Annotated in this window: 22 protein-coding genes, 2 tRNA genes and 1 pseudogene; 21 read left to right on the plus strand and 4 right to left on the minus strand. The window is 41.1% G+C overall.

Annotated features, from left to right (window positions below; translation table 11 throughout):
- Positions 1 to 12 precede the first annotated feature (12 nt).
- The 7 genes from DWY37_RS09425 (at position 13) to DWY37_RS09455 (ending at position 8,279) form a co-directional block, all read left to right on the plus strand.
- Positions 13 to 1,506, plus strand: coding sequence for a glutamate synthase subunit beta (locus DWY37_RS09425; RefSeq protein WP_117698470.1), 1,494 nt, complete (start codon positions 13 to 15; stop codon positions 1,504 to 1,506).
- Between the two features lie 166 nt (positions 1,507 to 1,672).
- On the plus strand, positions 1,673 to 2,461 hold the full coding sequence (locus tag DWY37_RS09430; protein ID WP_117698471.1) for a Cof-type HAD-IIB family hydrolase: 789 nt from the start codon (positions 1,673 to 1,675) through the stop codon (positions 2,459 to 2,461).
- A 232-nt stretch (positions 2,462 to 2,693) separates the two neighbouring features.
- Entirely contained in the window at positions 2,694 to 2,978 is a 285-nt protein-coding gene (groES, locus tag DWY37_RS09435; RefSeq protein ID WP_022242508.1) for a co-chaperone GroES, read from the plus strand.
- Between the two features lie 67 nt (positions 2,979 to 3,045).
- Complete coding sequence (groL, locus tag DWY37_RS09440) at positions 3,046 to 4,668, plus strand: chaperonin GroEL (RefSeq protein ID WP_022242509.1); 1,623 nt, start codon at positions 3,046 to 3,048, stop codon at positions 4,666 to 4,668.
- A gap of 190 nt (positions 4,669 to 4,858) precedes the next feature.
- A complete protein-coding gene (locus DWY37_RS09445) occupies positions 4,859 to 5,722 on the plus strand; it encodes a DegV family protein (protein WP_117698472.1) in 864 nt (287 codons plus the stop codon).
- Between the two features lie 131 nt (positions 5,723 to 5,853).
- Positions 5,854 to 7,551, plus strand: a complete 1,698-nt coding sequence (locus tag DWY37_RS09450; RefSeq protein ID WP_158561493.1) for a zinc ribbon domain-containing protein — start codon at positions 5,854 to 5,856, stop codon at positions 7,549 to 7,551.
- A gap of 11 nt (positions 7,552 to 7,562) precedes the next feature.
- Complete coding sequence (locus DWY37_RS09455; protein WP_117698475.1) at positions 7,563 to 8,279, plus strand: zinc ribbon domain-containing protein; 717 nt, start codon at positions 7,563 to 7,565, stop codon at positions 8,277 to 8,279.
- A 144-nt stretch (positions 8,280 to 8,423) separates the two neighbouring features.
- Here the strand turns inward: DWY37_RS09455 and DWY37_RS09460 are convergent, their stop codons facing one another.
- Positions 8,424 to 9,773 carry an MATE family efflux transporter gene (locus tag DWY37_RS09460; protein ID WP_118056844.1) on the minus strand — a complete coding sequence of 450 codons (1,350 nt, stop codon included), beginning with the start codon at positions 9,771 to 9,773 and terminating at the stop codon, positions 8,424 to 8,426.
- 148 nt (positions 9,774 to 9,921) lie between these two features.
- On the opposite strand from DWY37_RS09460, the gene DWY37_RS09465 reads away from it, so the two are divergent.
- The 7 genes and pseudogenes from DWY37_RS09465 to DWY37_RS09490 all read left to right on the plus strand — a co-directional run bounded on the left by DWY37_RS09465 (position 9,922) and on the right by DWY37_RS09490 (position 16,046).
- Positions 9,922 to 10,809, plus strand: a complete 888-nt coding sequence (locus tag DWY37_RS09465) for a LysR family transcriptional regulator (protein ID WP_117698476.1) — start codon at positions 9,922 to 9,924, stop codon at positions 10,807 to 10,809.
- 228 nt (positions 10,810 to 11,037) lie between these two features.
- Complete coding sequence (locus tag DWY37_RS09470; RefSeq protein WP_118087328.1) at positions 11,038 to 12,312, plus strand: adenylosuccinate synthase; 1,275 nt, start codon at positions 11,038 to 11,040, stop codon at positions 12,310 to 12,312.
- 18 nt (positions 12,313 to 12,330) lie between these two features.
- A complete protein-coding gene (locus tag DWY37_RS09475) occupies positions 12,331 to 12,942 on the plus strand; it encodes an HAD family hydrolase (protein ID WP_117698478.1) in 612 nt (203 codons plus the stop codon).
- A 198-nt stretch (positions 12,943 to 13,140) separates the two neighbouring features.
- Positions 13,141 to 13,545: a hypothetical protein gene (locus DWY37_RS09480; RefSeq protein ID WP_117698479.1), complete on the plus strand. Its 405-nt coding sequence runs from the start codon at positions 13,141 to 13,143 to the stop codon at positions 13,543 to 13,545.
- Between the two features lie 97 nt (positions 13,546 to 13,642).
- On the plus strand, positions 13,643 to 13,780 hold the full coding sequence (locus tag DWY37_RS15825) for a hypothetical protein (RefSeq protein ID WP_158552089.1): 138 nt from the start codon (positions 13,643 to 13,645) through the stop codon (positions 13,778 to 13,780).
- A 45-nt stretch (positions 13,781 to 13,825) separates the two neighbouring features.
- A pseudogene (gene pyk, locus DWY37_RS09485) lies at positions 13,826 to 15,247 on the plus strand (pyruvate kinase); the annotation flags it as partial.
- A gap of 22 nt (positions 15,248 to 15,269) precedes the next feature.
- Positions 15,270 to 16,046: an NYN domain-containing protein gene (locus DWY37_RS09490; RefSeq protein ID WP_022243191.1), complete on the plus strand. Its 777-nt coding sequence runs from the start codon at positions 15,270 to 15,272 to the stop codon at positions 16,044 to 16,046.
- 162 nt (positions 16,047 to 16,208) lie between these two features.
- Here DWY37_RS09490 and DWY37_RS09495 read toward each other — a convergent pair.
- Positions 16,209 to 16,293, minus strand: a tRNA-Leu gene (locus tag DWY37_RS09495).
- A 183-nt stretch (positions 16,294 to 16,476) separates the two neighbouring features.
- Here DWY37_RS09495 and DWY37_RS09500 point away from each other — a divergent pair.
- The 6 genes from DWY37_RS09500 to DWY37_RS09525 all read left to right on the plus strand — a co-directional run bounded on the left by DWY37_RS09500 (position 16,477) and on the right by DWY37_RS09525 (position 20,294).
- A tRNA-Leu gene (locus DWY37_RS09500) sits at positions 16,477 to 16,560 on the plus strand.
- Between the two features lie 239 nt (positions 16,561 to 16,799).
- Positions 16,800 to 17,144 carry a YlxM family DNA-binding protein gene (gene ylxM, locus DWY37_RS09505; protein WP_117698481.1) on the plus strand — a complete coding sequence of 115 codons (345 nt, stop codon included), beginning with the start codon at positions 16,800 to 16,802 and terminating at the stop codon, positions 17,142 to 17,144.
- 1 nt (position 17,145) lies between these two features.
- Positions 17,146 to 18,507 carry a signal recognition particle protein gene (gene ffh / locus DWY37_RS09510; RefSeq protein WP_117698482.1) on the plus strand — a complete coding sequence of 454 codons (1,362 nt, stop codon included), beginning with the start codon at positions 17,146 to 17,148 and terminating at the stop codon, positions 18,505 to 18,507.
- Between the two features lie 49 nt (positions 18,508 to 18,556).
- Positions 18,557 to 18,802 carry a 30S ribosomal protein S16 gene (gene rpsP, locus DWY37_RS09515; RefSeq protein ID WP_022243187.1) on the plus strand — a complete coding sequence of 82 codons (246 nt, stop codon included), beginning with the start codon at positions 18,557 to 18,559 and terminating at the stop codon, positions 18,800 to 18,802.
- 12 nt (positions 18,803 to 18,814) lie between these two features.
- Positions 18,815 to 19,042: a KH domain-containing protein gene (locus DWY37_RS09520; RefSeq protein ID WP_022243186.1), complete on the plus strand. Its 228-nt coding sequence runs from the start codon at positions 18,815 to 18,817 to the stop codon at positions 19,040 to 19,042.
- Between the two features lie 319 nt (positions 19,043 to 19,361).
- The gene (locus DWY37_RS09525; protein WP_117698483.1) at positions 19,362 to 20,294 is read left to right on the plus strand and encodes a hypothetical protein; all 933 of its coding nucleotides are present in this window, start codon (positions 19,362 to 19,364) and stop codon (positions 20,292 to 20,294) included.
- A gap of 105 nt (positions 20,295 to 20,399) precedes the next feature.
- Here the strand turns inward: DWY37_RS09525 and DWY37_RS09530 are convergent, their stop codons facing one another.
- The gene (locus DWY37_RS09530) at positions 20,400 to 20,840 is read right to left on the minus strand and encodes an aspartate carbamoyltransferase regulatory subunit (RefSeq protein ID WP_022243184.1); all 441 of its coding nucleotides are present in this window, start codon (positions 20,838 to 20,840) and stop codon (positions 20,400 to 20,402) included.
- Positions 20,841 to 20,845: 5 nt separating this feature from the next.
- Positions 20,846 to 21,760 (minus strand): aspartate carbamoyltransferase, encoded by a 915-nt coding sequence (gene pyrB / locus DWY37_RS09535; protein ID WP_022243183.1) that lies wholly within the window; start codon positions 21,758 to 21,760, stop codon positions 20,846 to 20,848.
- A gap of 179 nt (positions 21,761 to 21,939) precedes the next feature.
- Here pyrB and DWY37_RS09540 point away from each other — a divergent pair, with 179 nt between their 5' ends.
- On the plus strand, positions 21,940 to 22,356 hold the full coding sequence (locus tag DWY37_RS09540) for a PH domain-containing protein (protein ID WP_117698484.1): 417 nt from the start codon (positions 21,940 to 21,942) through the stop codon (positions 22,354 to 22,356).
- The last annotated feature ends 21 nt before the right edge of the window (positions 22,357 to 22,377 follow it).

The following is a 22,377-nucleotide window of genomic DNA, read 5'->3' on the forward strand; positions in this document are numbered from 1 at the left end:
AGGGGACGCAAAATGGGAAAACCAACAGGATTTATGGAATATGACAGAGAGAATGCAGCAGCGGTTGCACCAAAGGAGCGTATCAAGAACTTTAACGAGTTCCATACCCCTCTCTCAAAAGAGAAACAAAGAGTACAGGCAGCACGTTGTATGAACTGCGGCGTGCCGTTCTGCCAGGCTGGTATGAATATCATGGGAATGACCAGCGGATGTCCGCTGCATAATCTGGTACCGGAGTGGAATGACCTTTTGTATACCAACAACTGGGAGCAGGCATATAACCGTCTGACCAAGACCAACAACTTCCCGGAATTTACCTCAAGAGTATGTCCGGCACTTTGTGAAGCAGCCTGTACCTGTGGACACTGGGAAGACCCGGTAACCTGTAAGGCAAATGAGCATGGAATCATTGAAAATGCCTATGAAAAAGGATATGCTGCAGCAAAACCTCCAAGAGTCCGTACCGGAAAGAAGGTTGCAATCATCGGTTCCGGTCCTGCCGGACTTGCAGCAGCAGACCAGTTGAATAAAAGAGGACATTCCGTTACCGTATTTGAAAGAGATGACCGTGTCGGTGGACTTTTGATGTATGGAATCCCGAATATGAAGCTGGAAAAATGGGTTATTGACCGTAAGATTAATATAATGAAAGAAGAGGGTGTCGAGTTTATTACCAATACCAATGTTGGAAAAGACATCAAGCCGGCAAAACTCTTAAAAGAATATGACCGTGTCATCTTAGCCTGTGGAGCAAAGAATCCAAGAGACATCAAAGCTCCGGGCAGAGATGCAGAAGGCATTTACTTTGCAGTAGATTTCTTAAAGGCAACTACCAAGAGCCTTTTAGATTCCGAGCTTAAAGATAACAAATATATTTCTGCCAAGGGAAAGAAAGTAGTTATCATCGGTGGTGGAGATACCGGAAATGACTGTGTCGGAACTTCTATCCGTCACGGCGCAGCCAGTGTCATCCAGCTTGAAATGATGCCAAAAGCACCGGATGAGCGTGCAGAGAACAACCCATGGCCGGAGTGGCCAAGAGTCTGCAAGACAGACTACGGTCAGGAAGAAGCAATTGCCATGTTCGGTTCCGACCCTCGTATTTACCAGACAACCGTAAAAGAGTTCTTAAAAGACAAGAACGGTAAGCTCTGCGGATTAAAAACCGTAAAATTAGAGGGCAAAAAGGATGAAAAGACCGGACGGATGCAGATGGTGGAAGTACCGGGCTCCGAAAGCAAGTTAGATTGTGATCTGGTTCTGATTGCAGCAGGCTTCCTTGGAACAGAAGATTACATTGCCAAAGCATTCGGCGTAGACTTAAATGCCAGAACCAATGTGGCAACAGAAGCCGGTCATTACAAGACCAATGTGGAAAATGTCTTTACAGCAGGAGATATGCATCGTGGACAGTCCCTGGTTGTATGGGCAATCCGTGAAGGAAGAGAAGCAGCCCGTGAAGTAGACGAAAGTCTGATGGGATATTCTTATCTTTCCGTACAGTAATGAAAATTACAATATAATGATAGAAGAAAGTCGTCTGACTATGGTGCACCGGAGGGTGAGCTGTGGCAGGCGGCTTTTTCGTGGTTGACACATTCTGCTTTTGGGGCATAAAATAACCCTTGTGACAAAAAGAGCGAGAAGAAAACAGCGAAAGGACATAAAGAGAATGAGCAGGAAAGCAGTATTTTTTGATATTGATGGAACATTGTGGGACGAGCATTTTGTGATACCGGAGAGCACAAAGGAAGCAATCCGGAAGCTGCGGGAAAATGGACATCTGGCATTTCTCTGCAGCGGAAGAACCAGAGCATTTATTCAGGATGAAAGATTGCTGACACTGGGATTCGACGGAATTGTGGCAGGCTGCGGTACCTGGATAGAGATGGATGGAAAAACACTTTTTTATAAAAAATTAGAACAGGAATTGATAGAGGATACCATACATATATTAAAAGAGTATGGAATTCCTACGGTATATGAGGGAAGCCGGAATTTGTATATGGATCTGGAAGAATTTGAAGAAGACCCTTATGGCTTGAAACTAAAAGAGACATTGGGAGAGGATTTGCTGCCGGTAACGGGAAATGAAGCAATTATGGAAATCAGTAAGTTTTCCTGCTCCACACCGGATGATACTTATCTTAAGGTACTTTCCCATCTGGAAGAGAATTTCACACCGCTGGTGCATGATGCGGCATGTGCAGAGTTTGTTCCAAAAGGATTTTCCAAAGCGTCCGGCATCGAAAAAACCTGTGAGCTTCTTGGTATTGAGAAAGAAGATACCTATGCATTTGGAGACAGTATCAATGATGTGGAAATGTTAAAGCATGTGCAGCATGGAATTGCCATGGGAAATGGTACCAAAGCAGCAAAAGAAGCAGCGGATTATATCACAGCACCATTGCACGAAGACGGCATTTATAAGGGATTGGAGCATTTTGGACTGATTTCATAAACAAATCTAAAAAAAGTATTAAATCGTTACAAATTACAGAAAGTGAGAAAACGAGAGAAAAAACGAGATATTAAGAGTAAATATAAGGAAACAAGAGAAAAATAAAAAATGGTCAGGCTTGCGAAAAAGAGACGCAGAAACTATTATATGACTATCAGTTAGCACTCGGTTTGAATGAGTGCTAATAAAAAAGAAAGAAAACAAAGAGACCGAATCAAGGAGGCAATGAATCATGAAATTAGTACCATTATCAGACAGAGTTGTATTAAAACAGTTAAAAGCAGAGGAAAAAACCAAATCCGGAATTATCTTAGCAAGTGCTGCACAGGAGAAACCACAGGAAGCAGAAGTAATCGCAGTTGGTCCTGGCGGAGTGGTAGATGGCAAAGAAGTTACCATGCAGGTAAAAGAAGGACAGAAGGTTATTTATTCTAAATATGCCGGAACAGAAGTAAAACTGGATGGCGAAGAATATATCATCGTAAAGCAGAATGATATTCTTGCAGTAGTAGAATAATCGAATTGATAATTGGTAAATAAAACAAATAATAAAATAGGAAAATAGAAGAAAGAGGTAAGAAATTATGGCAAAGGAAATCAAATATGGAACAGAAGCCAGAACAGCATTAGAGGCTGGAGTTGATAAACTGGCAAATACAGTCAGAGTAACAATCGGACCCAAAGGAAGAAACGTTGTACTGGATAAATCATATGGCGCTCCATTAATCACAAATGATGGTGTTACCATTGCAAAAGAAATCGAATTGGAAGATGCATTCGAAAATATGGGCGCACAGCTTGTAAAAGAAGTAGCAACCAAGACCAATGACGTTGCTGGTGATGGTACTACAACAGCAACCGTTCTTGCACAGGCAATGATTCAGGAAGGAATGAAGAACTTAGAGGCTGGTGCAAACCCAATCGTTTTAAGACGTGGTATGAAGAAAGCAACTGAAAAAGCAGTTGAAACAATCGCAGCAATGTCTTCTAAAGTAACCGGAAAAGACCAGATTGCAAAAGTTGCATCTATTTCCGCAGGTGATGAAAGCGTTGGCAACATGGTAGCAGATGCAATGGAAAAAGTTTCCAATGATGGTGTTATTACCATTGAAGAGAGCAAGACCATGCAGACAGAGCTTGACCTGGTAGAAGGTATGCAGTTTGACCGTGGATACATTTCCGCATATATGTGCACAGATATGGATAAGATGGAAGCAGTTTTAGATGAGCCGTACATCTTAATTACCGATAAGAAAATCAGCAACATTCAGGAAATCCTTCCACTGTTAGAACAGATTGTTCAGTCCGGTTCCAGACTTCTTATCATTGCTGAAGATATCGAGGGTGAAGCTTTAACTACATTGATTGTAAATAAACTGCGTGGAACATTTAACGTTGTAGCAGTAAAAGCTCCAGGATATGGCGACAGAAGAAAAGAAATGTTAAAAGATATCGCTATCCTTACCGGTGGTCAGGTAATTTCAGAAGAAGTTGGTCTGGAATTAAAAGATGCTACTATGGCACAGCTTGGCCGTGCAAAATCTGTTAAGGTTAAGAAAGAGAACACCGTTATCGTTGATGGTGAAGGAAATAAAGAAGAAATCCAGGCAAGAATCGGCCAGATTCGTGCACAGCTTGAAGAGACAACATCTGAATTTGATAAAGAAAAATTACAGGAAAGACTTGCAAAACTGGCAGGCGGCGTAGCAGTTATCCGTGTTGGTGCTGCAACAGAGACAGAAATGAAAGAAGCAAAACTTCGTATGGAAGATGCTTTGAATGCAACAAGAGCAGCAGTCGAAGAAGGAATCATCGCAGGTGGCGGTTCTGCATACATCCATGCATCCAAAGAGGTTGCAAAGCTTGCTGAGACATTGGAAGGTGATGAGAAGACCGGTGCAAAGGTTATCTTAAAAGCATTGGAGGCTCCATTGTATTACATTTCCGCAAATGCAGGTCTTGAAGGTGCAGTTATTATTAATAAAGTAAAAGAGTCCGCTCCTGGTATCGGATTTAATGCAGCAACAGAAGAATATGTAGATATGGTAGAAGCTGGTATCCTTGACCCGGTTAAGGTTACAAGAAGTGCTTTGCAGAATGCAACATCTGTAGCATCTACATTACTTACAACGGAATCTGTTGTAGCAAATATCAAAGAAGATGCTCCTGCAATGCCGGCAGGAAACCCAGGTATGGGAATGATGTAATAAGAAAATAAAATATATTACTGAAAAGTAAGGATAGAGAGCTCCTGGCTGCGGATAATGCAGTCAGGAGTTTTACTATGCAGTTTTTTTCCTGATGTTAGTTTTTTGGGGGCAGTTGTTTTGATTTGCAAAATATGTTACAATTATTTCATTGTGTAACATGAAGTCTGAACAGCAAGGAGGAAGAAAAATGGGAAAGGTAGTTATTCTTACAGACAGTTCCAGTGGAATTCGTCAGGCAGAAGCGCAGCAGTTAGGGATTAGCGTATTACCAATGCCTTTTTTTATAAATGGTGAAACACTGTTTGAGGATATCAATCTGACACAGGATACATTTTATGAGCATCTGACAGATGGAGCAGAGATTTCAACATCCATGCCGGCAGTAGGAGACCTTACAGACCGTTGGGATGAGCTTTTAAAAGAATATGATGAAATAGTATACATTCCTTTATCCAGTGGATTGAGCAGTTCCTGTGAGACAGCAACAGCATTATCTTCAGATGAAGAGTATGAGGGCAGGGTTTTTGTAGTAAACAATCAGAGAATTTCTGTAACACAGAAACAGTCCGTATTTGATGCAATCAGGCTGGCAGAGAGTGGCAAGAGCGGAAAAGAGATTAAAGATATTTTAGAGGATGCAAAATTCCAGTCCAGCATTTATATCATGGTAGATACCCTTTACTATCTGAAAAAAGGTGGAAGAATTACACCGGCAGCAGCAGCACTGGGAACATTGTTGAAATTAAAACCGGTATTACAGATTCAGGGTGAAAAGCTGGATGCTTTTGCAAAAGCCAGAACGGTAAAGCAGGCAAAAAGCATTATGATAAAAGCAGTAAAAGATGACTATGCATCCCGCTTTAAGGAGTGTCAGGATGAGATGCAGCTTTGTATTGCATACACTGGAGATATAAGTGCAGCGATGGAATTCCGCAAAGAAGTGGAAGCAGAATTTGGGATTACAGACATTATGATGGATCCGCTTTCTTTAAATGTATCCTGCCATATCGGACCGGGAGCATTAGCACTTGCCTGTGCAAGAAAATTATAGGATTTAAAGTGTAAATTCTTGGTAAAATTGATTGACCAACCACAAAATATTGTGTAGAATTGAAATAGTTTAACTTGTTAATGTATAAAAGCAAGTAACATATCATGGTAAAACGAAGGAGGAAAATGAAAATGGCATTTTGTGGTAATTGTGGCACACAAGTGGGTGATGATGCAGATTTTTGCCCAAATTGTGGCCAGAAATTAAAAGGGGAGATGGAACAGCCGGCAGAGCAGGAAGCACCGGTACAGGAACAGCCGGCAGAGCAGGAAACACCGGTACAGGAGCAGCCGGCAGAACAGGAAGCACCGGTACAGGAACAGCCGGCAGAACAGAAAACACCGGTACAGGAACAGCCGCAGCAAGGACAGTTCCAGAGTCAGCCGCAGCAGGGACAGTTCCAGAGTCAGCCGCAGCAGGGACAGTTCCAGGGACAGCCGCAGCAGGGACAGTTCCAGGGACAGCCGCAGCAGGGACAGTTCCAGAGTCAGCCGCAGCAGGGACAGTTCCAGGGAAGACCACAGCAGGGACAGTTCCAGGGACAGTTCCAGGGAAGACCACAGCAGGGACAGTTCCAGGGACAGCCGCAGCCGCAGCAGGGACAGTTCCAGGGACAGCCACAGCAGGCACGCCCGCCTAAGAAACCATTTAAGATGACGAAACAGTTATGGGCATTGCTTATTGCAGTCATTGCAGTTGTAGTAGTTGCAATTGTTGCACTTGTGGTAGTGAAGAATCAGAAAAAGAAAGTAAATATCAACGATTATATTTCTGTAGAGTATAACGGATATGAAACAGCGGGAACAGCATATGTTGATTTTGACGAGACCGGATTCAGTGAAGCTGTTATCAAGGCACAGGGAAAGAAACTTAAAAATGTAAAATCTCTTGATGACCTTGACTGGAGTGACCTCACAGATTTGATGGGAAGTAGTAATTGGGATTTGATTGACAGTATTACTTTTGATGTGAAACCGGATTCAGACCTGTCAAATGGTGATGTGGTAACCGTTACTGCTTCATGGAATGAAGATTATGAGAAAAAAGCAGGAGTTAAAATTCTTTCCAAAGAACAGGAATTTACAGTAGAAGGACTGGAAGAAGTAAAAGAAGTTGATCCGTTTGAAGATATCGAGGTAACCTTCTCAGGAACACCACCTTATGTATATCCAGACTGGACCAATAATTCAGATGATGATTACTTACGTTATCTGTGGTTCAATTTTGAAGATTATGACAGTCTTGATGTCGGAGATACCGTAACTTTAACAGTTGATGAATCAGAAGAGAATGCATTGGCAAATGGTTACAAATTCACACAGACATCAAAAGAATATACTGTATCCGGAGTAGATTCTTATGTAACATCTGCTGCAGATATTTCAGCAGACAATCTGGATTCCATGAAAAATGAAGCAACAGATGCGTTAGATGCATATTTTGCAAATAACAATTCCTATATTGGAAATTCCGGATTCAGTTATGAAGGTTCTTATTATCTGGTTGCAAAAAACAGTGATACATGGGGTGATACGAACGTCCTTTATCTGGTATTTTCGACAACTGTAACCAGTGCAGAAAGTGCATTTGAGCCAACTGTTGTATACTTCCCGGTAAAATATACAAATATAATGGCATTATCTGATGGAAGCCAGAGTTTCAATACATACGGTGATATCGAAGGATATACTGATTTAGAGTATGATGACGGATGGTATAATGTTGATGGTTATACAGATGGGGCACAGATGTTTAATGATCTGGTTGTAACTCAGAAGGTTGATTATACTTACGAAGTAACTGATAATTTAACTCAGTTTGGAAACTAAAGGAGAAGGAAATGAATTCTGGAAATGATTTTACAAAGCACATTCATGTGAAAAATATCATTCGTCTGTTATCTATTTTATTAATGGTATTTTTCTTTGTGCCATCATTTATGGTATCCTGTGCAGGATATGGAAATATTAAAATCAGCGCTTTTAAAGCTATGACAGGTATTAAGATAGAGGGTGAAAGTGTAACAGATCCAAAAGTAATCTGCATTATAATGCTGTTGCTTCCAATCGCTATGCTGGCTCTCTGGTGCTTAAAGAGCGTATTAAAAGACAAAATTGCTGCAATCGCATCCGGAAGCTGTGCAGTTGTTGACTTTATTTTCTGGATTGCACTTTGCGTCGGAGTAAATAAGGAAGCAACAGATAATTACTGTACAGCGAAAGTTACAGCCGGATTTATATTTAATATATTGTTTATTCTGGCAATTGTAGTGTTGGATCTGTTGATTATTATCAACGTACTTCAAGCTGAGAAACCATTAATCAGACAGAAAATGATGAACGGATATCAGGGAATGCCACAGCAGAATATGTATGGAAATGTGCCACCACAGCAGGGACAGTTCCAGGGACAGCCAATGCCGCCACAGCAGCAGGGACAGTTCCAGGGACAGCCAATGCCGCCACAGCAGCCAGTACAGCCGGTATGCAGTAAATGTGGTGCTCCGCTTGTAGCTGGAAATAAGTTTTGTACCAAGTGCGGAAATCCGGTTGCATAAACTGGAATATGAAATAAGTAATAAGTAAACTACGAGAAACACGCTTTGCGAGCTACTCGCGTAAATAAGTAGAAGCCCCATCGTCTGATGATTCAGAGGATGGGGCTTCTTTTCTGCGTGCTGCAGCATTGCAGGCTCAGGATTTTATACAGCCTGACTGCAGAGCTGTTTCTTTTTCCGGTTCTTCCAAACAAGATAGGAAATCATAAGTGGTACACCGGCACCAATCCATGCTACCGGGCTTGCCAGACGGACTGACCAGTATCCATATGGATTTAAAAGGAGCCATACGACACCGACACGGCAAATCATTTCAAAGATACCGCTGACCATAGGCATGATACCTTTTCCAAGTCCCTGCAAAGAAGTACGATAAAGGTAAATAAGAGCAAGAAAGAAGAAAAAGCAGCTGATGGTATTTAAGTACTGTGTGGCATAACTGTAAATGGCTTCCGTCGGTTCGCTTAAGAAAAGGGAAACAATGGAACGGCCAAATACAGTACAGATGAATGCAGCAATTGCAACAGTTCCAAGGGCGATTCCAAAGGCCTTCTTCATGCCATCGAAGATGCGTTCGTATTTTCCGGCACCTAAGTTCTGACCACAGTAAGTAGACATTGTGGTTCCAAGAGCTGGCATTGGCTGGGTAGAAATTTGTTCTACCTTGGATGCAGCAGTAAAGGCTGCAACAGCACTGGAACCAAATACATTTACTGCAGACTGAAGAATCATGGAACCAACAGCTATCAGAGAGTAGTTCAAAGCCATCGGGATACCAAGTCCCATCATCTGGGCGGTTGTCACGCGGTCGATGTAGTAATCACTTTTTCTGGTGCGGAGAATCGTGAATTTACGGTACATATAAATAAGACAGAGAACAGCGGAAATACCCTGTGAGATTACGGTGGCATATGCAGCACCTGCAACATTTAATTTTAAAGTTACAATACAGAATAAATCCAGCACAATATTAAGAGCGGAGGAAAACAGCAGGAAGTATAATGGAGTCTTGCTGTCACCAACACCTCTTAAAATTCCGGAAACAACATTGTACATCATACTGGTAATGATACCCCAGAAGATAACCCGGATATAAGAGTCTGCCATATCAAGAATATTATCCGGTGTGTTCATAAAGATTAAAAGCTCCCGGGAAGTAGTAACAGTCAATGCGGTAAGAACCACGGAAATGATTATGGTTAAGAGGAAGGATAAAGCAACAATATGCTTTAAACGGCTTTCATCCTTTGCACCGAAAGCCTGTGATACCATAACACCGAATCCCTGGGCAAGTCCGGATGCAAAACCAAGTACCAGAAACATAATAGAACCGGTTGCACCTACAGCAGCCAGGGCATCTTCTCCCAAAAACTGTCCTACAATGATGGTATCTACCATACTGTAGAACTGCTGGAACAGATTTCCGAACAATACAGGAAGTGAGAAGAAAAGAATTAATTTCAGTGGATTTCCGGTTGTCATATCTTTCGTCATAATTATAAGCTCCTTTCATAATTTTTTGCAGAAATGTTCTGCACTATATGAGAAAAAAGTACTATATTCTTTGGAAACGGGATTAGTATACATTGGTAAAATAAAAATGACAATGTAAAAATCAATTTAATTATGGTATAATTCGCTCATGAATACGAATTTAGAATATTACAAATTTTTTTATTATGTAGGAAAACTTCACAGTATTACATTGGCAGCAGAAGAACTGAATGTTTCACAGCCGGCAGTGTCCCAGGCAATCCGTAATTTGGAGCGGGAACTGGGAACCACCCTTTTCATGCGGACATCCAGAGGGGTGCGTCTGACTGCAGAGGGGCAGACACTTTACGGCTATGTGCAGCGGGGCTATGAGACCATCCGGGAAGGCGAACGCAAATTCCTTGAAATGCAGGAGCTGACCAGCGGAGAAGTATGTATCGGAGCCAGCGATATGACACTGCAGTTTTATCTGCTTTCTTATCTGGAACAGTTTCATGAGCAGTATCCGAAAATCAGAATTACAGTTACCAATGCACCGACACCGGAGACACTGAAATATCTGCAGAGCGGCAGAATTGATTTTGGTGTAGTCAGCACGCCCATGGAGACAACGAAGAATATGCATGTGATTCCGGTGCGTGAGATAGAAGATGTCTTTGTGGCAGGACGAAAATTTGAATATTTAAAGGGCGGTAAATTAAGCTATAAAGAATTGGAACATCTGCCGGTTATGTGCCTGGAGGGAAATACCTCTACCAGAAAATATGTAGAGGAATTTCTGCTGGGAGAAGGCGTTGTGATTCATCCGGAGATAGAACTTGCCACCAGCGATATGCTGATACAGTTTGCGAAAAGGAGCCTTGGCATAGCAAATGTGGTCAGGGACTTTGCCCAGGAAGAAATTGAAAAGGGGGAACTGTTTCAGATTACATTTAATAAGAAGATTCCTGCCAGACAGTTCTGTATTGTTTCAGATGACAGGGTTCCGTTGACTGCAGCAGCAGAAAAATTGTTGAAATTACTGCAACATAAGTAAAACTTATGTCGAGTATAAGGAATATTGACTTTACTTATAATATCTGATTCGGTATAATCAGAAAGTAAGAAGCAGAGAACTGGTTTTTACACCGGTTCTTTTTTGCTTTACAGGAAATTGCTTTCCTGTAAAGTAAAAAACGCTCCGCGAGTAGCTCGTAAAGCGTGTTTCTCATAGTTACGCGAGCAGCGAGAAGAACATATTTCTTATTATAAGGAGGAAATAAAAATGGTTACAGCAGTAGTTGGTGCAAACTGGGGAGATGAAGGAAAAGGCAAGATTACTGATATGCTTGCAAAGGAAGCAGATATTATTATCCGTTTCCAGGGTGGTGCAAATGCAGGACATACTATCGTAAATGATTACGGAAAATTTGCATTACATACCCTTCCATCAGGAGTGTTCTACGGACATACCACAAGTATTATCGGAAATGGTGTTGCACTTGATATCCCGAAGCTTTTCAATGAGATGAAGTCTATTACAGACCGTAATGTACCGGCACCTAAGCTTTTGGTTTCTGACCGTGCACAGATTGTTATGCCGTATCATGTGCTTTTTGATCAGTACGAAGAGGAGCGTCTTGGAAAGAAATCATTCGGTTCTACCAAGTCAGGTATTGCACCATTTTATTCAGATAAATATGCAAAAATCGGTTTCCAGGTAAGTGAACTTTTCGATGAAGATACTTTAACAGAAAAGGTAGACCGTATCTGTGAAATGAAAAATATTATGTTAGAGTATATGTACCACAAACCATTACTGGACAAGGCAGAGCTGTTAAATACATTACATGAGTACCGTGATATGGTAGCTCCGTATGTCTGTGATGTTTCTTTATATCTTGATAAGGCAATCAAAGAAGGAAAGAACATTCTCTTAGAGGGACAGCTTGGAACCTTAAAAGACCCGGATCACGGAATTTATCCAATGGTAACATCTTCTTCTACATTGGCTGCATATGGTGCAATCGGAGCAGGAATCCCACCATATGAGATTAAGAAAATTGTTACTGTATGTAAAGCATATTCTTCTGCTGTTGGTGCAGGCGCATTCGTCAGCGAAATCTTTGGCGAAGAAGCAGATGAATTAAGAAAACGCGGTGGAGACGGCGGAGAATTCGGCGCAACCACAGGACGTCCAAGACGTATGGGATGGTTTGACTGTGTGGCAAGTAAATATGGCTGCCGCATGCAGGGAACTACCGATGTAGCATTTACCGTGTTAGATGTTTTAGGATATTTAGATGAGATTCCGGTTTGCGTAGGATATGAAATCGACGGAGAAGTAACCACAGACTTCCCTGTAACTACAAAGCTTGAAAAAGCAAAACCTGTATTAAAGAACCTTCCGGGCTGGAAGACAGATATCCGTGGAATTAAGAAATACGAAGACCTTCCGGAAAACTGCCGTAAATATGTAGAATTCATTGAAGAACAGATTGGATATCCGATTACCATGGTTTCTAACGGACCGGGAAGAAATGATATCATTTATCGTTAAGAATAAAGGCAGATCGTGATGATAAAAAATGTAATCTTTGACGTAGGAAAAGTGCTGGTAGACTTTTGCTGGGAAGAAGTATTTCATAAGCTCGGTTTTGAGGGGGAAACTTTTGAATGTGTGGCGGATGCTACCGTCCGTTCCGTAACCTGGAATGAATTCGACCGGGGGGCAAAGCCGGATGAAGAGATTATTGCTGCATGCATCAAGGAAACACCGGATTATGAAAGAGAAATAAGACTCTTTTATGACCATGTAGGAGAGACGATTCGTACTTATCCATATACGGTGCGGTGGATCAGAAGCCTTGAGGAAAATGGATATCATACCTATATATTATCTAATTTTCCAAAGAGCACTTATGAAAAAGCAACAGAAGAACTTTCTTTTGAAAAGGAGACTACCGGAGCAATCTTTTCCTATCAGGTGAAGTGCATCAAGCCGGAAGCGGAAATTTATAACCTGCTGCTTGACAGATACCACTTAGTGCCACAGGAATGTGTATTCATAGATGACCGTCCGGAAAACATAGAGGCAGCAGAAAAGCTTGGCATTACAGGCATACAGTTTCAGAATCAGCAGCAGGCAAAAAGAAGACTTTTGGAACTTGGTGTCGTATCCGACCGTTAATAAGTAAAGATTATGTAAAAAAAGAATAATTGCCTATTCGTTTCTTGCATTTCAATAGCGAAATGCTTATAATGAGCGTAAGCAGACGGGTAGCAACGCAACTGGCAGGAGTTACTCCTGCCAGTTTTTTTACTTTACAGGAAATTGCTTTCCTGTAAAGCGTGTTTTCGCAGTTACGCAGTAAGCAGGGAGAATACAATGAGGATAACAGGTTTAAAGAAAAAGCTGATAAGTCTCATAGTGGCTGTTATTATGACGGTTTCAGGAATGTATGTTGAAAATATCAACATAGATTCTTCCTTTGCATGTGAAGATACTGCGAACCAGAATTTCACACAGGTAGCACATTTATCCAGACCATCAGAGAGCTGTACCGAAGAACTTTTGGGAACTCGGGAGACCGGCAGGATTGCAGCGGGATACCGCAGACTGTCGGAGAAAAACAGCGATTTGGAAGGAGCCGCATTATCACTGGAAGCAGTATTGCCTGAAAATCAGGCAAAAGACGGCTGGAACTTTGAATTACGGAAATCAAAGGATGTTTTGGACAGCAGGCGTGTCATTATAGGCTATATCCATCATCAGGATGGAGCGAAGGGCTGACTATCACAAGTTAGAAGCAATTTACCTGTGCGCAGAGGAGCATAGGTTTCTTTGCGTACAATATCAGGTCATAACTGTGATAGGAGGATAATAAAATATGGCACAGGATATTGTAGTAGCGCTTATGGGCGTTATGGTAGCGGCAGCAGTTGCTGCATGCTGGTGGTATGAGCATCATGGCAGAGAAGATGAGACTTCTTCTAAAGAGGAACAGGAAAAGACGAAAGAAGTATAAAGGAATAAAAGAAGATAGAGGGCTTGTAGCAGGAAAGGACAGAATATGAGAAAGACAAAAATTATATGTACATTAGGACCGGCAACAAAGGATGATGAAGTATTAAAACAGTTAATGGAAAATGGAATGGACGTGGCGAGAATTAACTTTTCCCACGGCTCACAGGCAGAACATAAAGTAACCATGGATCGTGTAAAAAGGATGCGTAAGGAACTGGGCAGACCGGTTGGGATTCTTCTTGATACCAGTGGACCGGAAATCAGGATTGGACAGCTGGAGGGTGGCAGAGCAGAACTGCTTCCGGGAGATACCTTTAAACTTACCACCAATGATATTATGGGAAATAAAGAGCGGGTCTCTATTACTTACAAGGATTTGGTGCATGATGTCAAAGCCGGAACCAGAATTCTGATTGATGATGGACTGATTGAAATGCTGGTAACCAATGTAACAGAAACTGAGATTACCTGTAAAGTAGAAAATGGTGGTGTGATTTCAGACCGCAAAGGAATTAATGTACCGAATGTAAATCTGTCCATGCCTTATATCAGCCCGAAAGACCGCTCCGATATTCTATTTGGAATTGAGCAGGGTGTAGATTTTATTGCAGCATCTTTTGTACGCTGTGCAGATGATGTGCTGCAGTTACGGAAAATTATGGCAGAGCAGGGCTGCAATGACATTAAGATTATCTCTAAAATCGAAAACCGTCAGGGTGTAGATAATATTGATGAGATTCTGGCAGTGTCAGATGGCATTATGGTTGCCAGAGGAGACATGGGAGTGGAGATTCCGATTCGTGAAGTTCCGGCAATTCAGAAGAAAATTATAAAAAAGGTTTACCATGCAGAAAAGGTTGTTATTACGGCAACCCAGATGCTGGATTCCATGATGAAGAATCCACGCCCGACCAGAGCAGAAGCAACCGATGTTGCCAATGCTATTTATGATGGAACCAGTGCAATTATGCTGTCTGGTGAGACTGCTGCCGGGAAATATCCGGTGGAGGCATTAAAAACCATGACAGAGATTGCGGAATATACAGAAAATGATATTGATTATGAGAAACGTTTCCGCCAGCTGGAGAAGATTGATAATCCGGATGTAACAGATGCCATTTCCCATGCAACCTGTATGACTGCCATTGACATCAATGCGGCAGCAATTGTTACGGTAACCAAATCCGGCAAGACTGCCCGCATGATTTCAAGATATCGTCCGAAATGTGCAATTATCGGCTGTACCCCATCGGAAAAGAGTTATTATCAGATGAATCTTTCCTGGGGCGTAACACCACTTATGATACAGGAAGAGACGGATACAGAAGCATTGTTTAATAATGCAATGGAATCCGCAGAACAGCATGGATATGTACAGCATGGAGATCTGGCGGTTATTACAGCTGGAATTCCATTGGGTATTTCCGGTACCACCAATCTGATTCGTGTAGTAGTGACGGGACACTTAAAGAAATAGGAGCGTAGATGGTATGAATGAACAACCGAAATTAGCAGTGCTGATTGATGCAGAAAATGTATCCAATAAATATGTGAAACTAATTATGGATGAGGTCAGCAATTACGGGGTGGCTACTTATAAGCGGGTTTATGGAGATTATTCGAATCCGAGCGTATCTGCATGGATGAAAAATATGCAGGAGTATGCTCTGACACCGGAATTGCAGTGTAATTATACTGCAGGAAAAAGTGCTTCTGATTCGGCATTGATTATAGATGCCATGGATATTCTTTATTCCGGCAAAGTCAGCGGTTTCTGTCTGGTGTCGTCAGACAGTGATTTTACCAAACTTGCCATGCGCTTAAAGGAAGCCGGTATGATGGTAATCGGAATGGGAGAGGAGAAGACACCGAAGTCCTTTGTAAATGCCTGCGAGAATTTCAAGTATCTTGATTTACTTTATAATAAAGAAGAAGCAGAGGAAAAACAGCGCACAGCTACCACAAGAAGAAATACGAATGCATCTTCGGAAAAGGATGCCGGGGACAATGACAACCTTCCGAAGCTTTCGGATATTGAAAAGGAGGTAATCTCCATTATCCGGAGCAATGCAGAGGAAAATGGCTGGATTAATATTTCTGAGCTTGGAATCAATCTGAGCAAACGTATTCCGGGCTTTGACCCACGAAATTATCAGTGCAGTAAACTTTCTACCTTCTTAAAGAAGTTTAGGAGCATTGAATTAAACCCGATTGAGAATCCACACAATAAGCTGTTGAAGGTTGTGTATGCAAAAATAAAAGAGTAGAAAAGAATGTAAAAGCTTCTTTTTCCAGAGTTGTATTTGGCTGGCGAAAGAAGCTTTTTACATAATATTTTTAAAGCGTAGATACATGCTGTAACTAAAATCTGGTTATAAGCAAAAAAACAGGAAGCCTTGATTTATCAGGCTTCCCGCTCCATTAAATAATGCGGAAGATGGGACTTGAACCCACACAAGCGCAATGCTTACAAGATCCTTAGTCTTGCTCGTCTGCCAGTTCCGACACTTCCGCATACCGTATGAACTTACGTCTCATGACGACTTGTAAATAGTAACAAATTCCGGGGCAATTGTCAATGCTTATTTTTAACTTTTTTCGATTTTTGCCAATTTTATATATTTTTTCAAAAAAAGGGAAAAAATTAAAAATAGGGGTTGACTTATTACCGTTGAAACGGTAAAATATCATTTGTTCGCAGGAGTGGCGGAATTGGCAGACGCGCAGGCTTCAGGTGCCTGTGGTAGCAATATCGTGTGGGTTCAAGTCCCATCTCCTGCATGAAAAAAGCCTTGATGATATCAGGGCTTTTTTGCTGTTACAAAGTATTCGTAAGAAGCTGCCGGCAGCAGGCTTTGCAACTCTGAAATTACTTGATGAATCGTAAAAAGGAGCGTATAACAAATATTCGGAAAAATGAAAAGCGAGTGTAATAGAAGAAAAAACAGGGTGTCAAGAAAAAATACTTGACACCCTGCTTCCTTTATAGTATGATAGCTAAGGTCGCAAGGAGTGAGAACATGGAAGAAAAAGTAGAACAGACTTATTTATATGATTTTTATGGAGAGCTGCTCAATGAACATCAGAGAAGAATCTACGAAGATTTCGTGTTCAATGATTTATCTTTAGGCGAGATAGCTTCCTGCGAGGGCATCAGTCGCCAGGGTGTACATGACCTGATTAAGCGGTGCAATAAGATGCTGGAAGGCTATGAAGAGAAACTTCATCTGGTAAAGAAGTTCTTAGAGACGAAGCAGAAGGTAGAAGAGATTAACAAATTAGCGGAAAGCTTCCGGGCAGGACGCAAGGATACAGTAATTGATGAAATAGAGAGAATTTCGGGAGAAATATTGGAGGAGCTGTAATATGGCATTTGACAGTCTTTCACAGAAACTTCAAAATGTATTTAAGAATCTTCGCAGTAAGGGAAGGCTTACGGAAGATGATGTGAAGGCAGCACTGAAAGAAGTAAAGATGGCTCTGCTTGAAGCAGATGTTAACTTTAAAGTAGTAAAACAGTTTACCAAAGCGGTGCAGGAGCGTGCAATTGGTTCCGATGTAATGAACGGACTGAATCCTGGACAGATGGTAATTAAAATTGTAAATGAAGAGATGGTCAGGCTCATGGGTTCCGAAACAACGGAGATAGCACTTCGTCCGGGACAGCAGATTACCGTTATTATGATGGTAGGTCTTCAGGGAGCTGGTAAAACCACCACAACAGCTAAGATTGCAGGTAAGTTAAAGCAGAAGGGCAAGAAACCACTGCTGGTAGCCTGTGATGTGTATCGCCCGGCTGCTATTGAGCAGTTGAAAATCAATGGAGAGAAGCAGGAAGTTGAAGTATTCTCCATGGGCGATAAGAATAAGCCGGTAAATATTGCGAAAGCGGCAGTAGAGCATGCAGTAAAGAATGGCAATCAGGTAGTCATCTTAGATACCGCCGGACGTCTTCATGTAGATGAAGATATGATGGATGAGTTGATTGAGATAAAAGAAAATGTGGATGTGGCACAGACCATTTTGGTTGTAGATGCCATGACCGGACAGGATGCCGTAAATGTGGCGGGAACGTTCGATGAGAAGATTGGAATTGATGGAGTTGTACTGACAAAGTTAGATGGTGATACCAGAGGTGGAGCGGCATTATCCATCCGTGCAGTAACCGGTAAACCGATTCTTTATGTTGGTATGGGAGAGAAACTTTCTGATTTGGAACAGTTCTATCCGGATCGTATGGCAAGTAGAATTCTTGGCATGGGCGATGTGCTTACACTCATTGAAAAAGCACAGAACGAGATTGATATAGATGAAGAGAAAGCCAAAGACATGCAGCAGCGTCTGAAGAAAGCAGACTTTACATTTGATGATTATCTGCTTTCCATGGAACAGATGAAGAAAATGGGCGGTCTTGGAAATATTCTTGGTATGCTGCCGGGACTTGGCGGCGGAAAGATGCCGGATATTGATGAAGGTGAAGCTGAGAAAAATATGGCACGTACAACAGCCATCATCTATTCCATGACAAAGAAGGAAAGAAGTAATCCTTCGCTTTTGAATCCGAGCCGTAAGCACCGGATTGCAAAAGGTGCAGGGGTAGATATCAGTGAAGTAAACCGTCTGGTAAAGCAGTTTGAACAGGCGAAGAAAATGATGAAACAGATGCCCGGACTTATGGGTGGACGTGGACGCGGTGGTAAAATGGGAAAATTCAAGTTTCCTTTTTAACATATAAGCATTTGCTTAGGATAGCATAATTCAAGGAGGTGAAACAGTAATGGCAGTAAAGATCAGATTAAGAAGATTAGGACAGAAAAAGGCTCCTTTCTATAGAATCGTAGTTGCAGATTCCCGTTCCCCAAGAGATGGAAAATGCATCGAAGAGATTGGAACTTATGACCCAACTAAGGATCCTAGTGAGTACCATGTAAATGAAGAACTGGCTAAGAAATGGTTAGCAAACGGCGCACAGCCAACAGAAACCGTAAACCGTATCTTCAAAGCAACCGGTATCGTAAAATAGTGAGGTGTACCTATGAAGGAATTAGTAGAAGTAATTGCAAAATCACTTGTAGATTACCCGGATGAGGTCAATGTCACAGAGACAGAGAACGAGAAAGCCATCGTATTGGAACTGCGCGTAGCTCAGTCCGACATGGGTAAGGTAATCGGAAAGCAGGGACGTATTGCAAAGGCAATCCGTTCTGTTGTGAAAGCAGCAGCCTCAAAAGAAAACAAAAAAGTAATCGTTGATATTATGTAATAATATCGATGACATAAAAGGAAGCAGCAGAGTAATCTGCTGCTTCCTTTTATCTATATGCTAATAATTATGCACAGGAATTCGTTCCTGTGCACTTTTCCATCTTGTCCCATTATGCGACATATGTTAAAATACAAAAAAGCATACATTAATACAATCGAAATAGCAAATTCTATTATTCAAATCTTGTTTCATTTTGAACATGACATTTCTGTATCTATCTATGCTTTTATTCACTAATTAATCAAAAAAGCAGGAGAGGTACAGCAGTGGATTTTGTAGCAATGGTTCTCCTGCCACATACAAGGAGGACTTGCCTATGACAAGAGAAACAAATGAAAACACACCGGTAGCAAACCGTAAATTCAAGGACACTATTTTTCGCATGCTATTTTCGGAAAAGGAAGCTTTGCTGTCGCTTTATAATGCGGTTAATAGCAGTAATTATACGGATGCAGATGCACTGGAAATTGTAACTTTAGAAAATGCTATTTATATGGGAATGAAGAATGACCTGGCTTTTATTCTGGATATGAATCTTTATCTATATGAACATCAATCCACAATAAATCCGAACATTCCGCTTCGGGATTTATTTTATATTGCAGCAGAATACCAGAGGCTTGTAGATAAGAAATCCCTATATTCTTCTGCATTACAGAAAATTCCCAATCCCCATTTTATTGTATTTTATAACGGAAGCATGCCGATAGAGGATTGTTGTACCAGACGGCTGTCAGATGCGTTTTATCATGCAACAGACAATCCATCTTTGGAGCTTGTTGTTACCACATTTAATGTGAATGTGGGGCACAACACGGAGTTAATGTCCCAGTGCCAGATATTGAGGGAATATTCCATTTATGTCGCAAAAGTGCGTGTTTTTACGGAACAGATGCCAGTAGATGCTGCTGTACAAAAAGCAGTTGCAGAATGCATCCATGAAAATATTCTGGCAGATTTCCTTAGGAAAAATCAGGCGGAGGTAATTGCTATGAGTATATTTGAATATGACAAAGAGGAAGAGGAAAAGAAATTAAGGAAAGCAGAATTTGAGGCAGGAGTCGAGCATGGAATAGAGCAGAGTTTAGTTTCACTTGTAATAAAGAAAATGAAAAAAGGAAAATCTGTAGAAGAAATTGCGGATATGCTAGAAGAAACTCCGGAAAAAATTCAAAATATATATGAACTGGCAAGAGATATGGCACCAGACTATGATGTAGAGAAAATCTGTGGACAATTGACAAGATAAAAAGATAAAACTGTAAGTTTTTTTCTAGGGGAAAAGAAAAGCAGTTATATAGTTTCATAAAAAGTGCACAGGAATTCGTTCCTGTGCACTTTTTAACAATTTTACTCATGCACGAAAACCGTAGTCGGTATACATTTCTTCGCAGTATTTGCAGCGATAGGTTTCTTCTTTTTCATCTGTGAGCAGGAAAATCTGGTCTAATTCCTGTTCGATGGAAGTAATGCAGCGTGGGTTCTTGCAACGGATTACATTTTTTACCTGCTTTGGAAGATGCAGTTCCTTTTTCTCAACGATTTTATCGCCTTTGATAATATTTACGGTAATATTGTGGTCGATAAAACCTAAGATATCTAAGTCTAAGGCATCAATCGGGCATTCGACTTTGATGATGTCTTTTTTTCCCATTTTATTGCTTTTGGCATTCTTGATAATGGCAACGGTACAGTCTAACTTGTCCAGCTTTAAATTGTGATAGATAGAAAGGCTCATACCGGCTTTGATATGGTCGAGAACGAAACCTTCATGAATTCCACTGATATTTAACATATTGATTACCTCCATTTTAATAGTGTAAGAATCAGAGCCATTCGCACATAGACACCGTACTGTGCCTGACGGAAATAAGCAGCTCTTGGGTCATCATCTACTTCTACGGATATTTCATTGACACGAGGAAGTGGATGAAGAACATACATATCGTCCTTGGCAAGTTTCATTTTTTCCTTGTCTAATATGTAATAGTTTTTCAGACGGACATAATCTTCTTCATTGAAGAAACGTTCCTTCTGCACTCTGGTCATATAAAGAATATCAAGTTTTGGCATTGCATCATCCAGTCTTGTTACTTCTTCAAACGGAATATTATTTTTTACCAGAACGTCTTCGCGGATATAGTCCGGAATTTTAAGTTCTTCCGGAGAAATAAGAACGAAGCGGATTCCGGGATAACGAATCAGTGCATTAATCAGAGAGTGCACGGTCCGGCCGAATTTTAAATCACCGCATAAACCGATTGTCATATTGTCTAATTTCCCTTTTAAAGAACGAATGGTTAATAAATCAGTTAATGTCTGGGTTGGATGTTGATGACCGCCATCACCGGCGTTGATTACTGGAATAGAAGATTTCTGGGAAGCTACGAGAGGCGCACCTTCCTTTGGATGACGCATGGCACATATATCTGCGTAACAGGAAATGATTCGGATAGTATCGGAAACACTTTCACCTTTTGCTGCGGATGAACTGTCTGCACTGGCAAAACCAAGAACAGAACCACCAAGGTTTAACATGGCAGCTTCAAAACTAAGACGGGTACGGGTACTTGGTTCATAGAAACAGGTTGCAAGTTTCATGCCATCACAGGCATGTGCATATTTTTGTGGATTTTTTTCAATATCACCTGCTAAATCCAGCAGTTGATCCAGCTCCTCTACGGATAAATCGAGGGGACTCATTAAGTGTCGCATAAGATTCCTCCTGTATGATGTTTTTAGTAATGTCATCTAGGCATTTTTACTATCATATAATAATAAAATATAAAATTCAAGGTAAAATATAAAGACGCAATATTCTGAAATTTGAAAAATTTTTCAGTATATGATAAAGTAGGGTATCATAAGGTGATGCAAAGAGAAGGAGAGCAAAAATGATTGAGGAAAGAAACGATATGCAGATGGACTTTGATGAGGATGCCCAGTACACAGAACGCAAGAGAATACTCTTTTTCGGTCTGCCATGGACCTTTACCAAATATATCATCAAACCAAGTGTAATTACAGTAGATGCAGGCTTATTCAAAATTGAAGAAAATGACTGCTATATGTATAAGGTACAGGATGTAAAATTAACGGCAACTTTGCTGGAGCGGATGTTCGGACTTGGAACTGTAATCTGTTATACCGGAGATGTTACTACACCGGAGCTTCGGCTGACACATATCAAACATTCCAGGGAAGTAAAAAATTACATCTTAAAAGCATCCGAAATTGCAAGAATGAAACGCCGTACTTTAAATACGTTAGATATTGGAGCTGGCGCAGATATTGATGATTTAGACTCATAAGCGTAACAGGACATTGCAGGA

The sequence above is a fragment of the Roseburia sp. AF25-13LB genome, from assembly GCF_003478915.1.
In the GTDB taxonomy this organism is placed as follows: domain Bacteria; phylum Bacillota; class Clostridia; order Lachnospirales; family Lachnospiraceae; genus Roseburia_C; species Roseburia_C amylophila.